This is a genomic window from Streptomyces sp. NPDC001480, assembly GCF_042894725.1.
Lineage (GTDB): Bacteria > Actinomycetota > Actinomycetes > Streptomycetales > Streptomycetaceae > Streptomyces.
In genome coordinates this window covers 43,478-58,362 of the sequence record NZ_JBIAVX010000032.1, presented here as the reverse complement: position 1 = coordinate 58,362, position 14,885 = coordinate 43,478, and the positions used below count along the sequence as shown (strand labels likewise).

The 14,885-nt window shown below is 72.9% G+C and carries 5 protein-coding genes and 2 pseudogenes; 2 read left to right on the top strand and 5 right to left on the bottom strand.

Annotation, left to right across the window (positions count from 1 at the left end; all coding sequences use genetic code 11):
- The 5 genes and pseudogenes from ACFY01_RS43350 to mqnE form a co-directional block, all read right to left on the bottom strand.
- Window positions 1-122 (bottom strand): annotated as a pseudogene (locus ACFY01_RS43350) (dehypoxanthine futalosine cyclase); the annotation flags it as partial.
- Window positions 123-173: 51 nt separating this feature from the next.
- Complete coding sequence (locus ACFY01_RS43345) at window positions 174-1,076, bottom strand: menaquinone biosynthetic enzyme MqnA/MqnD family protein (RefSeq protein ID WP_390741284.1); 903 nt, start codon at window positions 1,074-1,076, stop codon at window positions 174-176.
- Window positions 1,077-1,251: 175 nt separating this feature from the next.
- Window positions 1,252-2,016 carry a thioesterase II family protein gene (locus tag ACFY01_RS43340; RefSeq protein ID WP_390741283.1) on the bottom strand — a complete coding sequence of 255 codons (765 nt, stop codon included), beginning with the start codon at window positions 2,014-2,016 and terminating at the stop codon, window positions 1,252-1,254.
- Between the two features lie 39 nt (window positions 2,017-2,055).
- Window positions 2,056-2,358, bottom strand: coding sequence for a ferredoxin (locus ACFY01_RS43335; protein ID WP_390741282.1), 303 nt, complete (start codon window positions 2,356-2,358; stop codon window positions 2,056-2,058).
- A 100-nt stretch (window positions 2,359-2,458) separates the two neighbouring features.
- Window positions 2,459-3,622, bottom strand: coding sequence for an aminofutalosine synthase MqnE (mqnE, locus tag ACFY01_RS43330; protein ID WP_390741281.1), 1,164 nt, complete (start codon window positions 3,620-3,622; stop codon window positions 2,459-2,461).
- Window positions 3,623-3,855: 233 nt separating this feature from the next.
- On the opposite strand from mqnE, the gene ACFY01_RS43325 reads away from it, so the two are divergent.
- Both ACFY01_RS43325 and ACFY01_RS43320 read left to right on the top strand, forming a co-directional pair.
- Window positions 3,856-4,716, top strand: coding sequence for a 1,4-dihydroxy-6-naphthoate synthase (locus tag ACFY01_RS43325; RefSeq protein WP_390741280.1), 861 nt, complete (start codon window positions 3,856-3,858; stop codon window positions 4,714-4,716).
- A 196-nt stretch (window positions 4,717-4,912) separates the two neighbouring features.
- A pseudogene (locus ACFY01_RS43320) lies at window positions 4,913-14,824 on the top strand (SDR family NAD(P)-dependent oxidoreductase); the annotation flags it as partial.
- Between the last annotated feature and the right edge of the window lie 61 nt (window positions 14,825-14,885).

Genomic DNA, 14,885 nt, shown 5'->3' with positions numbered 1-14,885 from the left:
GCGCCCAGCGCGTGCAGCGGGGCGTCGCGGTAGAGGGCGAGCGCCTCCTCGGGGGTGATCCGCCCACCGGCGGCGGCACGGTCGAGGACGGACTGGAACGGGGACGGGGTGGGTCGGGGCATGGTGCCGGCCTTTCCGGGCTCGGGGTGGTGTGCGGAGGGCGGGGCGGGAGGTCACCCGGCGCGCGAGGTGTCCAGCAGGCGTATACGCACGTCGGGCGGGAAACCCGCGGTCCCGCCGCCGACCTGGCGGGCGAACTCCCGGATACCGGCGAGCTGCCGCGCACCCAGGCTGAAGTCGAGCGCCGACGTGTAGTACCGCTGGAGTATCTCGGCGTCGAACCCCTCCCACTGGGCGGCCTGTTCGCTCACCTTGGCCACCTCGCGCAGCGACAGGTCCCGGGACGCCAGCAGGTCGGCGTGGACCTGACGGACCAGAGCGGGTTCGCGGGCGAGGAACTCACGGCGCGCGGCGAACACGGCGAACACGAACGGCAGTCCGGTCCACTCCTTCCACATCCGGCCCAGGTCGTGGACCTGCAGGCCGAGCCGGGGAGCGTCGTGCATCGCGGCGCGCAGCGCCACGTCGCCGATGATGACCGCCGCGCGCGCCTCGGTCATCATCGAGGCCAGGTCGGGGGCGCGTACGACGTACTCCGGCCGCACGCCCACCCGCTCCTCCAGCAGCAGCTGGGCCAGCCGCACCGAGGTCCGGCTCGTCGAGCCGAGCGCGACACGCTCGCCGTCCAGCTCCTCCAGCGGTACCTGGCTGAGGATCAGGCAGGACATGACGCCACCGTCACTGCCCACCGCGATGTCGGGCAGGGCCACCAGGTCGTCGGCGTTGCGCAGGAACTCGACGAGGCTGATCGGCCCGATGTCGAGATCGCCCGCGGCCAGCGCGTCGTTGAGGCCGTCCGGGCTGTCCGTACGCAGATCCAGGTCGAGCAGGCTGCCGGTACGGGCGAGCCCCCAGAACAGCGGCAGGCAGTTGAGGAACTCGATGTGCCCGACCCGGGGCCGGCGACGCTTGTCGCGCAGCAACGGCGAAGGCTCTGCGACGAGTTGTTCGGTCATCTGTGGACGCTCCCGGAGCGGATCGGAGAAGGGCGACGGGGCGGACTGGATGCCCGGCGCACGGAACGAGGAGTGACGGGATGCGGCGCGCCGGAAGCGGAGCGCCCCGGCGGCCGGCCGGGACCCGGACACGGGCCGAACGGGTGCGGCCCTGCCCTGCGGCCCACAGCGGGCCCTAAGCCCCGCGGGAGACCGACGCGGTGAAGTGCTCGGTGAGGACGGCGAGGACGTCCGCCGCCCGGTCGGTGAGGTAGAAGTGCCCACCGGGGAAGACACGCAGCTCGCTGCCGCCGAGCGTGTGCCCGTCCCAGGCGCGTGCCTCCTCCAGCGAGGTCTTGGGATCGTCGTCGCCGACCAGCACCGTGACCGGGCAGCGCACGGTGTCGGTGGGCGCGGCCAGGTACGTCTCGACGGCCGTGTAGTCGTTGCGGATCGCGGGCAGCACCATGCGCAGCAGCTCCTCGTCCTCGAGGAACCGGGCGTCGGTGCCGCTGAGCGAACGGATCTCGGCGATCAGCCGGTCGTCGCCGAGGGTGTGCACCTTCTCGTCACGTGTGCGGGACGGTGCCCGCCGCCCCGAGGCGAACAGGCGCACCGGGCCGGTGCCGGCCCGCTCCAGGCGCCGGGTGACCTCGAAGGCCACCACCGCTCCCATGCTGTGCCCGAAGAACGTCAACGGCCGGTCCTGCCAGGGCACCAGCGCCTCGGTGACCCGGTCGGCGAGTTCGGCGACCGAGGTCAGCCCCGGCTCGTGGCGCCGGTCCTGCCGGCCCGGGTACTGCACGGCGACCACGTCGACGCCGGGGCCCAGGCCCGCGGCGACCGGCCGGTAGTAGCTGGCGGAGCCGCCCGCGTGCGGGAAGCACACCAGAAGCTCGGCGGCTTCCGGAGCGGGGCGGAAACTGCGGATCCACAGATCGTCCGCGGGACGTGAACTCATGGGACGCGGATGTCCTTCCAAAGGTTCGGCGGGATCGGATCAGTCGTTCTGCGCGTCCGGCCCCCAGACCTCGACGGCGTCTTCGACGCGGCGCACGTGAATGCACTCACCGGGGCACTCCTTGGCCGAGTCGGCGACGTCCCGCAGCAGATCCAGGGGCACCCGCGTGGTCGCGCGGGGCGCCTGGAGCAGCTCGTCGTCCTCGTCCTTCACATAGGCGATGCCGTCCACGTCCAGCTCGAACACCTCGGGCGCGTACTGGGCGCAGATACCGTCGCCGGTGCACAGCTCATGGTCGATCCAGACCTCGAAGGCCTGCTCTTCGCTCGTCTGCTGGGACATGTCCACCTGCCTGCCGATTCTGTCGTGGGGCGTGCACCGCGGTGCACGGGAGTGAGGAGCGGAGGAAGGCCCATCGGGCCCGGCTGCGCGGACCGCGGAGTCAGACGCGCATCGGCTGCGGCTCGTCGCGGCGGGCCGGGTCCGGGCCCTCGTACTCGCGGATGATCTCGTAACGGGTGTTGCGCTCGGCAGGGCGGAAACCCGCGTCCCGGATCAGGTCGAGCAGATCCTCGCGGGTCAGCTTGTTCGGGGTGCCGAAGTCGTCGGCGTCGTGCGTGATCTTGTACTCGACGACCGAGCCGTCCATGTCGTCGGCACCGTGCTGGAGGGCGAGCTGCGCGGTGTGCAGACCGTGCATCACCCAGAACACCTTCACGTGCGGAACGTTGTCGAAGAGCAGACGCGAGACCGCGAAGGTCTTGAGCGCCTCGGCACCGGTCGCCATGGTGGTGCGCGCCTGGAGCTTGTTGCGCACCTTGCCGTCCTTCATGTCCACGAAGTCGTGCTGGTAGCGCAGCGGGATGAACACCTGGAACCCGCCGGTCTCGTCCTGCAGTTCACGCAGCCGCAGCACGTGGTCGACGCGGTGACGGGGCTCCTCGATGTGCCCGTACAGCATGGTGCACGGGGTCTTCAGCCCCTTCTCGTGCGCCAGCCGGTGGATCCGCGACCAGTCCTCCCAGTGGGTGCGGTGGTCGACGATGTGCTGCCGGACCTCCCAGTCGAAGATCTCCGCGCCGCCACCGGTCAGCGACTCCAGCCCCGCGTCGATCAGCTCGTCCAGGACCTCCGACGCGGACAGCCCGGAGATCGTCTCGAAGTGGTGGATCTCGGTCGCCGTGAACGCCTTGATCGACACGTTCGGCAGCGCCTTCTTCAGCTCCCGCAGCGACCGCGGGTAGTAGCGCCAAGGCAGCGTCGGGTGCAGGCCGTTGACGATGTGCAGCTCCGACAGGTGCTCGCTCTCCATCGCCTTGGCGAGGCGGACCGCCTCCTCGATGCGCATCGTGTACGCGTCCATCTCGCCCGGCTTGCGCTGGAAGGAGCAGTACGCACACGAAGCGGTGCACACGTTCGTCATGTTGAGGTGACGGTTGACGTTGAAGTGGACCACATCACCGTTCTTGACGGTGCGCACATGGTGTGCGAGCGCGCCGAGCCAGGCCAGCTCGTCCGACTCGTACAACGCGAGGCCGTCCTCACGGGACAGCCGCTCGCCGGAGAGGACCTTCTCCTCCAGCTCACGCTTGAGCCCAGCGTCCATTACCGGGGAACCTCCTCGGTCAGTGCCTGGCGGCACACGTAGTGAGTGTGAGCACGCGGCATGGCACGTGACTCGTTCATGCGGGGGATCCGGCCGCGTCGGGTGAGGCACCCTCATACTCGCGGAGGGCAGTCTGGGGAAAACCCCACACCCACTGACGGTTTCCTGGAGAGGGGGGCGCGCCGGCGCCGGCACCCACGGCACAGAACACGGCAGAGAATGAGGCGGGTGGCATGACAGCACGACTGACCCTGGCGCACTCCCCGTGCCCGAACGACACGTTCGTCTTCCACGCCCTGACCCACGGCCTGGTCCCGGACGCGCCCGCGACCGACGTGCGGCTCGCCGACATCGACGTCACGAACGGCCTCGCCGAACGGAACGAGCTGGACGTCCTGAAGGTCTCCTACGCCGTCCTGCCCCACGTCCTCGACGACTACGCCCTGCTGCCGTGCGGCGGCGCCGTCGGCCGCGGCTGCGGACCGCTCGTCCTGCGCCGGGCGGCCGGCCCGGCCGACACCCTCGCCGGCGCCCGCGTCGCCGTGCCCAGCACCAGCTCCACGGCGTACCTGCTGTTCCGCCTGTGGGCCGACCGCGCCGTCCCCGGTGGTGTCGGCGACATCGTGGTCCTGCCCTTCCACGAGATCATGCCCGCCGTCCGCGACGGCCGCGTCGACGCCGGCCTCGTCATCCACGAGGCCCGCTTCACCTACCACGACTACGGCCTGCACCGCGTCACCGACCTCGGCGAGGAGTGGGAGAAGCAGACCGGGCTGCCCGTCCCGCTCGGCGCCATCATCGCCGGCCGCAGCCTCGGCGGCCGACGCCTCACCGAACTCACCGACGCCGTCCGCGCCTCCGTCCGGTACGCCTGGCGCAACCCCGAGGCCTCCAGGACGTACGTCCTCCAGCACGCCCAGGAGATGGCCACCGACGTCGTCGACCAGCACATCGAGCTGTACGTCAACTCCTTCACCGCCGAACTCGGCGACGAGGGCTACGCCGCCGTACGCGAACTCCTCGGCCGCAGCGCCGCACTCGGCCTGCTGCCCGCCGTCCCCGACAGCGCCCTCGACCTCCCGGCCGGGCCCTAGGGGCCGGCCGACGCTCTAGGGGTTCTCTTAGAGCCGGTCAGGGCAGGTCCGGGGGGCTCATGACCGTCCGCATAATCGGCCCCGGCCGTCCGCACCCGTCCGAGGCCGCCTCCGCCCGTGCCACCACCGGCGAGACCATGGGCCCGCCGTCGAAGGGAACCCCTCCGTGAGCGACGACAGCCTTCGCGAGCTCCGCGAATTCCTGAAGCGCGTCACCGCAGACCTCCAGCGCACCCGCAACCGCCTGCGCCAGGTCGAGTCGAAGGCCACGGAACCCATCGCCATCGTCTCCATGAGCTGCCGCTACCCGGGCGGCGTCCGCACCCCGGAGGACCTCTGGTCGCTCGTCGACACCGGCACCGACGGCATCGCGGGCTTCCCCGAGGACCGCGGCTGGGACGTGGACGCCCTCTACGACCCCGACCCCGACCGCCCCGGCACCTGCTACACCCGCGACGGCGGCTTCCTGTACGACGCCGTCGACTTCGACGCCGACTTCTTCGGCATGTCACCGCGCGAGGCCCTCGCCACCGACCCCCAGCAGCGCCTGCTCCTCGAGGTCGCCTGGGAGGCCATGGAGCGCGCCGGACTGCGCCCCGCCGACCTGCGCGGCACGGCGACCGGCGTCTTCGCCGGCGTCATGTACAACGACTACGGCTCACGGTTCCCCGAACCACCCGAGGGACTCGACGGATACATCGGCAACGGCAGCGCGGCCAGCATCGCCTCCGGCCGCGTCGCCTACACCTTCGGCCTCGAAGGACCGGCCATCACGGTGGACACCGCGTGCTCGTCCTCGCTGGTGGCGCTGCACCTGGCCGTGCAGGCGCTGCGCTCGGGCGAGTGCGACCTCGCGCTGGCCGGCGGCGTCGCCGTCATGTCCACCCCGGTCACCTTCCTGGAGTTCAGCCGCCAGCGCGGACTGTCCGCCGACGGCCGCTGCAAGTCCTACGCGGACGCCGCCGACGGCACCGGCTGGGGCGAGGGCGTCGGCATGCTCCTCCTGGAACGCCTCTCCGACGCCCGGCGCGCCGGACACGAGGTCCTCGCCGTCATCCGCGGCTCGGCCGTCAACCAGGACGGCGCCAGCAGCGGCCTGACCGCACCCAACGGCCCCGCCCAGCAGCGGGTCATCCGCGCCGCGCTCGCCGCGGCCGGCCTCCAGCCGGGCGACGTCGACGCCGTCGAGGGACACGGCACCGGCACCCGACTCGGCGACCCGATCGAGGCCCAGGCCCTCCTCGCCACCTACGGCCAGGACCGGCCCGCCGACCGCCCGCTCTGGCTCGGCTCGCTCAAGTCGAACATCGGCCACACCCAGGCAGCCGCGGGCGTCGGCGGCGTCATCAAGATGGTGCAGGCCCTCCACCACCGGCGGCTGCCCCGCACCCTGCACGTCGACCGGCCGTCCACCACCGTCGACTGGACGGAGGGCAACGTCCGTCTGCTGACGTCGTCGGTGGAGTGGGCGGATCCGGGCAGGCCGCGGCGGGCGGGCGTGTCCGCTTTCGGTGTCAGCGGTACGAACGCGCATGTGATCGTGGAGCAGGCGCCGCCCGCGGAACCGCCCGCGGAACCGGCCGCGGGTGTGGGTGCGGGTGTGGATCTGCCGGTTGTGCCATGGCTGCTGTCCGCGCAGAGTCCGGAGGCGTTGCGGGCTCAGGCGGGTGCGTTGCTCGCCTGTCTGGAGAGTGGTCCGGCGGGCGATGACCGCGCTGTGGCTCATGCGTTGGTGACTGCGCGGTCGGTGTTCGAGCATCGAGCCGTTGTCGTGGGTGGCGACCATGATGCTCTGGTCCGTGGGCTGAAGGCTCTGGCCGGTGGTGATTCCATGTCGGAGGTGACGGTGGGCAGGGCCCGCCGGGACAGGGGCAAGGTCGCGTTCCTGTTCTCCGGTCAGGGATCCCAACGGCTTGGCATGGGGCGGGAGTTGTATAACTCCTTCCCGGTGTTCGCGGAGGCCTTCGACGCGGTGTGCGCGCATCTGGACGGCGGGCTGCGTGGGGTGGTCTTCGGTACGGATGCGGAGTTGCTGAACCGGACGGCGTGGACGCAGCCGGCGTTGTTCGCCGTTGAGGTGGCGTTGTTCCGGCTGGTGGAGTCCTGGGGGGTGCGTCCGGACTTCGTCGTCGGCCATTCCATTGGTGAGGTGGCGGCTGCGCATGTGGCCGGGGTGCTGTCCCTGGAGGATGCGTGCCGTCTGGTGGCGGCGCGGGGCCGGCTGATGCAGGAACTGCCTGCCGGTGGGGCGATGTTCGCGGTGGAGGCTTCCGAGGAGGAGGTCGTGCCGCTGCTGGTGGACGGGGTGTCGGTCGCGGCGGTGAACGGTCCGCGGTCGGTGGTGGTCTCGGGTGCCGAGGCGGCGGCGTCGGCGGTCGCGGAGGAGCTGTCCGCGTCCGGCCGTCGCACGTCCCGCCTCCGTGTCTCGCACGCCTTCCACTCCCCCCTGATGGAGCCGATGCTGGCCGACTTCCGTGCGGTGGCGGACAGCGTGACCTACGCGGCGCCGCGCATCCCGGTGGTCTCGAACGTGACCGGACAGCTCGCGGCGCCGGGTGAGTTGGAGTCGGCGGAGTACTGGGTGCGTCATGTCCGGGAGGCGGTCCGGTTCGCCGACGGTGTGCACACGCTGGAAGAGCAGGGCGTGACCCGGTTCGTGGAGATCGGCCCGGACGGCACGCTCACCGCGCTGGCCCAGTCCTGCGTCACTGATGACAGCGAGCTGCTCTTCACGTCGATCCTCCGCAAGGACCGCGACGAGCCGGTCACGGCACTCGGCGCGCTCGCCGCCCTGCACACGCGTGGTACCGCCGTCGACTGGCCGGCCGTCATCCAGGGCGGCGACCACCCGCCGGTGGCCCTGCCCACCTACGCCTTCCAGCGCCGCCGCTACTGGCTGGACCCGGTGGCCCAGGGCACCGTCAGGACGACGGGCCACCCGCTGCTGGGTGCCACGGTCGCGCTCGCGGGGTCGACGTCCGTCGTCTCCACCGGCCGTGTCTCAGGGCGGACCCAGCCGTGGCTCGCGGGCCACACCGCTTTCGGCGTGCCGCTCGTGCCCGCCGGGGTCTTCACCGACCTGGCACTGCACGCCGGTGCCCGGCTCGGCAGCCCGCACCTGGCCGAACTCACCGTGGCGCCGCCCCTCACGCTCACCGGGACCGGTGAGACCGAGATCCAGACCGTGGTCGAGGGGACCGACGAGGAGGGCCGGTGGACGTTCACCGCGTACTCCCGACCCGTCGACCCGGCCGGCACCGCCGACGACGGCGGGGACCACCCCTGGCAGCGGCACGCGCGAGGCGTCCTCGTCCGACAGCCGGAGGACGCGACCGCAGGCCCGCCCGAGGCACTCGGCGCGTGGCCGCCCGCAGGTGCCGCCGTCCTCGACGTCGACGAGCTGTACCGCACCCTCGAGGACCGCGACACCGTCCCCGGTGCCGCCCTGCGCACCCTGACGGCCGCCTGGCGGCTCGGCGACGAGATGTACGCCGAAGCCGTCCTGCCCGAGTCGCAGCGCGCCGAGGCCGGCCGCTTCGCCCTGCACCCCGCTCTCGTCGAGGGCGCCCTGCAGGCCCTCTGCGCGACCGGCCGTACCGCCCCCCACACCCTGTCCTGGTCCGGCCTCACCCTGCACGCCACAGCCGCGGAGTCCGTGCGCATCCGTATCCGTCCCCACCGGAACGGCGCCGTCGGCCTCGACCTCTTCGACACCGCCGGCGCACCCGTCCTCAGCGCCCGGGAGCTGACCGCGAGCACCCTCACCCCGGAGGACCTACCGACCGCCTCGACGCTCGCGGAGAGCGACGACCTCTTCCGTCTCACATGGACCGACGCCGGGGCACCTCTCCTGCCCACCGCCCCCCGACTCGCCCTCCACGCCGGCCTCGACGACGTCCTCGCCGCCGCGGACGACGCCCTGCCCGAGGTCGTCGCCCTGCCCTTCCGTACCCCCCTGGACGACCGCACGCCGACCGCCGAAGCCGTCCACGCGGCCACCGGCGAAGCGCTCACCCTGCTGCGGTGCTGGCTGACGGACGACCGCCTCGCCGGTTCCCGCCTGCTGCTGCTCACCTCCGGCGCGGTCGCCGCGGCGGACGGCGAGACGGTCACCGACCTGCCCGCCGCGGCCGTACGCGGACTCGTACGCTCCGCCCAGTCGGAGAACCCGGGGCGCTTCCTGCTCATGGACACCGACACGGCCGAGCCCGCCCCGCAGGACGTCGCCGAGGCCCTCCGCCACGACGAGCCCGACGTCAGTGTCCGGGCCGGCCGGGTCCTGTTGCCCCGCCTCACCAGGACCGACGCCCCCGACGCCCCCGACGCCGCACCGCCCGGGCACGCACCGGCCTTCGACCCCGAGCGCACGGTCCTGGTGACCGGAGGAACCGGCAGCGTCGGCGCCGCAACCGCCCGCCACCTGGTGACCCGGCACGGGGTCCGGCACCTGCTCCTCGCCGGACGCAGGGGCACGGACGCCCCCGGCACCCGCGCACTGGCCGCCGAACTGACCGAGGCGGGCGCCGAGGTCACCGTGGCCGCCTGCGACGCCGCCGACCGGGACGCCCTGGCCGCACTGCTCGCGGCCGTTCCGCCGGCCCACCCGCTGGGCGCCGTCGTGCACGCGGCCGGTGTACTGGACGACGGTGTCGTCACCTCCCTCACCCCGCAACGCCTGCACACCGTGCTGCGCCCCAAGGTGGACGCCGCGGTCAACCTCCACGAACTGACCCGGGACCTGGACCTGTCGGCCTTCGTCCTGTTCTCCTCGGCCGCCGCCACCCTCGGCGGCCCCGGCCAGGGCAACTACTCGGCCGCCAACTCCTTCCTCGACGCCTTCGCCGCACACCTCCGCCACCGTGGCCGCCCCGCGCTCGCCGTCGGCTGGGGCCTGTGGGCCGAGGACAGCGGCATGACCGGCACCCTCAACCCCAACCGGCGCGACCGGATCGGCCGCAGCGGCATCGGCGCCCTGCCCACCGAGGAAGCCCTGGCCCTCTTCGACCGCTGCCTGTCCCACCCCACCGGCACACCGCTGCCCCTGCGCGTCGACCTGCCGGCGCTGCGCCGGAACGCTGCCGAACTGCCCCCGGTCCTGCGCTCCCTGGCCGGCGTCGCACCGCTGCGGCGGGCCGCCGGCGCCGCGACGGGAAGTGCCCTGGCATCCCCGGCCGACGCCCTCACCGCGCTGCCCGAGGAACAGCGGCGGACAGCGGTCCAGGCCCTGGTCCGTACGACGGCCGCGGGCGTCCTCGGCCACAGCGGCGACGCGTCGATCGGGTCCGACCGCCCCTTCGTGGAGCTGGGCTTCGACTCCCTCACCGCCCTGGAACTCCGCAACGCCCTCACCCGCGCGACCGGCCTCACCCTGCCGGCGACGCTGATCTTCGACCATCCCACCCCGGCTGCCCTCGCCGACGCCCTCCTGGCAGGCCTCGCCCCCACCGCGACGGCGTCGGCCCGGCCCGGACAGCCGGCCCCCGGCACCCCGGCGGACCTCGCCGACGACCCGGTGGCGATCATCGGGATGGGCTGCCGCTTCCCCGGCGGGATCCAGAACCCCGAGCAGCTGTGGGACCTGCTCATCAAGGGCGGCGACGGCATCACCGATTTCCCCACCGACCGCGGCTGGGACCTGGCCGCCCTCCACGACCCGGACCCCGAATCCCGGCGCCGGGGCACGACGTACACCAGTCGCGGCGGTTTCCTGCACGACGCCGGATCGTTCGACGCGGAGTTCTTCGGCATCTCCCCCCGCGAGGCCCTGGCGATGGATCCGCAGCAGCGCCTGCTGCTGGAGACGTCGTGGGAGGCGGTGGAGCGGGCGGGCATCGACCCCCGCTCCCTGCGCGGGACTCGTACCGGCGTCTTCACCGGCACCAACGGCCAGGACTACGCGCACGTGCTGAGCACGGCGGACGCCGACACCGAGGGCTACCTCGGCACCGGCAACGCCGCGAGCGTCGTCTCCGGCCGGGTGTCGTACGTACTGGGCCTGGAAGGCCCTGCGGTCACCGTCGACACCGCCTGCTCGGCTTCCCTGGTCGCCCTGCACTGGGCGATCCGCGCGCTTACCGCGGGGGAGTGCTCGATGGCCCTCGTCGGCGGAGTCACCGTCATGTCGACCCCGGCCGCCTTCGTCGAGTTCAGCCGTCAGCGCGGGCTGGCCGTCGACGGCCGGTGCAAGGCGTTCGCGGAGGGTGCGGACGGGACGGGATGGGGCGAGGGTGTCGGGGTGCTGCTGGTGGAGCGGCTGTCCGACGCCCGGGCCAACGGCCATCGGGTGCTGGCGGTGGTGCGGGGTTCGGCGGTCAATCAGGACGGTGCCTCCAACGGTCTGACGGCTCCGAACGGTCCTTCGCAGCAGCGGGTGATCCGGGCGGCGCTGGCCAGTGCCGGCCTGTCGCCGGCGGATGTGGACGCGGTGGAGGCGCACGGCACGGGGACCACGCTGGGCGACCCGATCGAGGCGCAGGCACTACTCGCCACCTACGGGCAGGACCGCCCCGCCGGCCGCCCGCTGTGGCTCGGCTCGGTGAAGTCGAACCTGGGTCACACGCAGGCCGCCGCCGGTGTCGCGGGTGTGATCAAGATGGTGGAGGCGCTGCGGCACGGCGTACTGCCCGCCACCCTGCACGTGGATGAGCCGTCGTCGCACGTGGACTGGTCGGCGGGTGAGGTACGTCTGCTGGCGGAGCCGGTGGAGTGGCCGGAGGTGTCGCGTCCTCGCCGGGCGGGCGTCTCCGCCTTCGGGTTCAGCGGTACGAACGCGCATGTGGTGCTGGAGGAGGCGCCGGACCCGGTGGCGGAGGAAGCCGCTCCCGAGGCGTTCCGACTGCTGCCCGTCACCCCCTGGGTCGTCTCAGGCCGAGGCCGGGACGGACTGCGTGCCCAGGCGGAACGGCTGTGGGCGCACGTGCAGGCCCGTCCGGAACTGGACCCCGCCGATGTGGCGCTGTCGCTTGCCGGGACCCGGTCGGCGTTCGAGAACCGTGCGGTGGTCCGTGGCACCTCCCGGGAGGAACTGCTCGCGGGACTTTCGGCCGTCGCCCGTGGCGAGAGACTGCCGGGTGCGGTCCAGGGAGCTGTGACCGACGGCAAGGCGGCCTTCCTCTTCTCCGGACAGGGCGCTCAACGGCTTGGCATGGGGCGGGAGTTGTATGACGTCTTCCCGGTGTTCGCGGAAGCCTTCGACGCGGTGTGCGCGCATCTGGAGGGTGACCTGCGTGGGGTGGTGTTCGGCGCGGATGCGGAGTTGCTGAACCGGACGGGGTGGACGCAGCCGGCGTTGTTCGCGGTGGAGGTGGCGTTGTTCCGGCTGGTGGAGTCCTGGGGGGTGCGTCCGGACTTCGTCGTCGGCCATTCCATTGGTGAGGTGGCGGCTGCGCATGTGGCCGGGGTGCTGTCCCTGGAGGATGCGTGCCGTCTGGTGGTGGCGCGGGGCCGGCTGATGCAGGAACTGCCTGCGGGCGGGGCGATGTTCGCGGTGGAGGCTTCCGAGGAGGAGGTCGTGCCGCTGCTGGTGGACGGGGTGTCGGTTGCCGCGGTGAACGGGCCGCGGTCGGTGGTGGTCTCGGGTGCCGAGGCGGCGGTGTCGGCGGTTGCGGCGGAGCTGTCCGCGTCCGGCCGTCGTACGTCCCGTCTGCGTGTCTCGCACGCCTTCCACTCGCCGTTGATGGAGCCGATGCTGGCGGAGTTCCGTGCGGTGGCGGACAGCGTGACCTACGCGGCACCGCGCATCCCGGTCGTGTCGAACGTGACCGGACAGGTCGCGGACGCCGGTGAGTTGGAGTCGGCCGAGTACTGGGTGCGCCATGTCCGCGAAGCGGTCCGGTTCGCCGACGGCGTGCACACGCTCGAAGAGCAAGGTGTCACGCGGTTCGTGGAGATCGGCCCGGACGGCACGCTCACCGCCCTGGCCCAGTCCTGCGTCCCGGATGACAGCGAGCTGCTCTTCACGTCGATCCTCCGCAAGGACCGTCCCGAGCCGGACACCGCGATGGCCGCGCTGTCGAAGGCGTTCGTGCACGGGGTGAGTGTCGACTGGCCGGCGCTGCTGGCGGGTTCGGGTGCGCGGCCGGTCGAGCTGCCGACGTACGCCTTCCAGCGCGAGCGGTTCTGGCCCGAGCCCGCGCGGGGCGTGGCCGAGCGGATAGGGGTGGACGGCTGGCGCTACCGCGTCGACTGGGAGCCGATGTCCGTGCCGCCCCCTCCCGCGCCGGTACCGGGCCGCTGGATCCTGCTCCAGCCCTCCGACGACGAACTGGCGGGTATCGAGGAGTTCGTTCCGGGGATCGACCGGTTCACCTGCCCCGCGGAGGCGACGGACCGTGCCGCGCTGGGGCGGATCCTGACGCAGGCCGGTGAGTGCGGGCTCGTCGCGGGCGTACTGTCGTGCCTCGCGCCCACCGGGGGCGCGGGCGCGACGGCGGCGCTCGTGCAGGCGCTGGGTGACGCGGGGCTCTCGGCTCCGCTGTGGGTGGTGACGCAGCAAGCCGTGTCGACCGGTGGGTCGGCCGAGGGGCCGGCGGATCCGTCCCAGGCCGCGGTATGGGGCCTGGGACGTGTCGCCGCGCTGGAACACCCCGACCGCTGGGGCGGTCTCGTGGACCTTCCGGCCGGCCCGGTCGACCGGGACGGTGTCGCCGGGATCGCGTCCGCTGTCCTGTCCGGCGAGGACCAGGTCGCCGTGCGCGGGCCCGGACTGCTCGTCCGCCGTCTGTCCCAGGCCCCGTCCGCCTCGGCCCCGGCCGCGCCCTGGACCCCACGAGGCCGGGTCCTGGTGACCGGTGGAACGGGCGCCCTCGGTGGGCGCCTCGCGCGCTGGCTGGTCGGGCGGGGCGCGCGGGACCTGGTCCTCACCAGCCGGCGCGGGCCGCACGCGCCGGGCGCGGCCGAACTGGCGCAGGAGCTGAGCGACCTGGGCGCCCAGGTCACGGTGGAGGTTTGCGACATGGCGGATCGCGCGGCGGTCGAAGGGCTCCTGCGGCGGCACCCGGTCGACGCGGTGTTCCACGCGGCGGGCCTGGGCGACGCCGCGCCGCTCGACGAGATCGACGACCGGCACCTCGCGGACGTATGGGGCGCGAAGTCCGCCGGCGCGGCCCATCTGGACGATCTTCTGGGAGACAGGAACCTGTCGGCATTCGTGGTGTTCTCCTCCATCGCCGGGGTGTGGGGCAGCGGCGGTCAAGCGGCGTACGCGGCGGCCAACGCCCACCTCGACGCCCTCGTCGAACGCCGCCGCGCCCGAGGTCTCGCCGGAACCGCGGTCGCCTGGGGCCCGTGGGGGCGTGGCGGCATGGTGACGGAGGAAGGAGCCGTCGAACTGGGTCGCCGGGGCCTGCGGGTGATGGATCCGGACCGGGCGCTGGCCGGGCTGGGCCGTGCCCTGGATGTCGGGGACGGCACGGTGGTGGTGGCCGACGTCGACTGGGAGAGGTTCCTGCCCACCTTCACCAGCCGCCGTCCCAGCCCGCTGCTGTCCGGCCTCCCGGAGGCGGCGGACCTCACGGCGGACACCACGCCGGACCCCCCGGCCGGAACGGACGGCACGGCGTCAACGGCCAGTGGCACGGCCCTGCTGAACCAGCTCTCCCCGCTCTCCGAGGCCGACCGCAAACTGGCGCTGCGCGACCTCGTACGCGACCGTGCGGCCTCGGTCCTCGGACGTGCGGGCGGTGAGACCGTGGCACCCGCCCAGGCGTTCCGCGACATCGGCTTCGACTCCCTGACCGCCGTCGAACTGCGCGACCAGCTCAACCAGGACACCGGTCTGCGCCTGCCCACCACGCTCGTCTACGACTACCCGACCCCCGCACACCTTGCCGATCACCTCTGCGCCGAACTCTTCCCGGCCGGCCCGGCGTACACCGGTGAGGAGGCCGCGCTGCGCGAGAAGTTGTCGGCCATCCCGCTGACCCGGTTGAAGGAGAGCGGCCTGCTGGCAGCGCTGCTGGCCCTCGCCGAGCCGGATCGGCCGTCGGGACCGGAGGAAGCCGTCGTGAACACCGCGGCGGCCGAGGCAGAGGCGGAGGACAGCGAGTCGATCCACGCGATGGACGTCGACGACCTCGTCCAACTGGCCCTCGGCGACTCGGCCCACTGACCGTCCGGCCCGCCCCACCCTTCCCCGTCTGCCGAAGCCCGAAGCAAGAACAGTGGAGCTG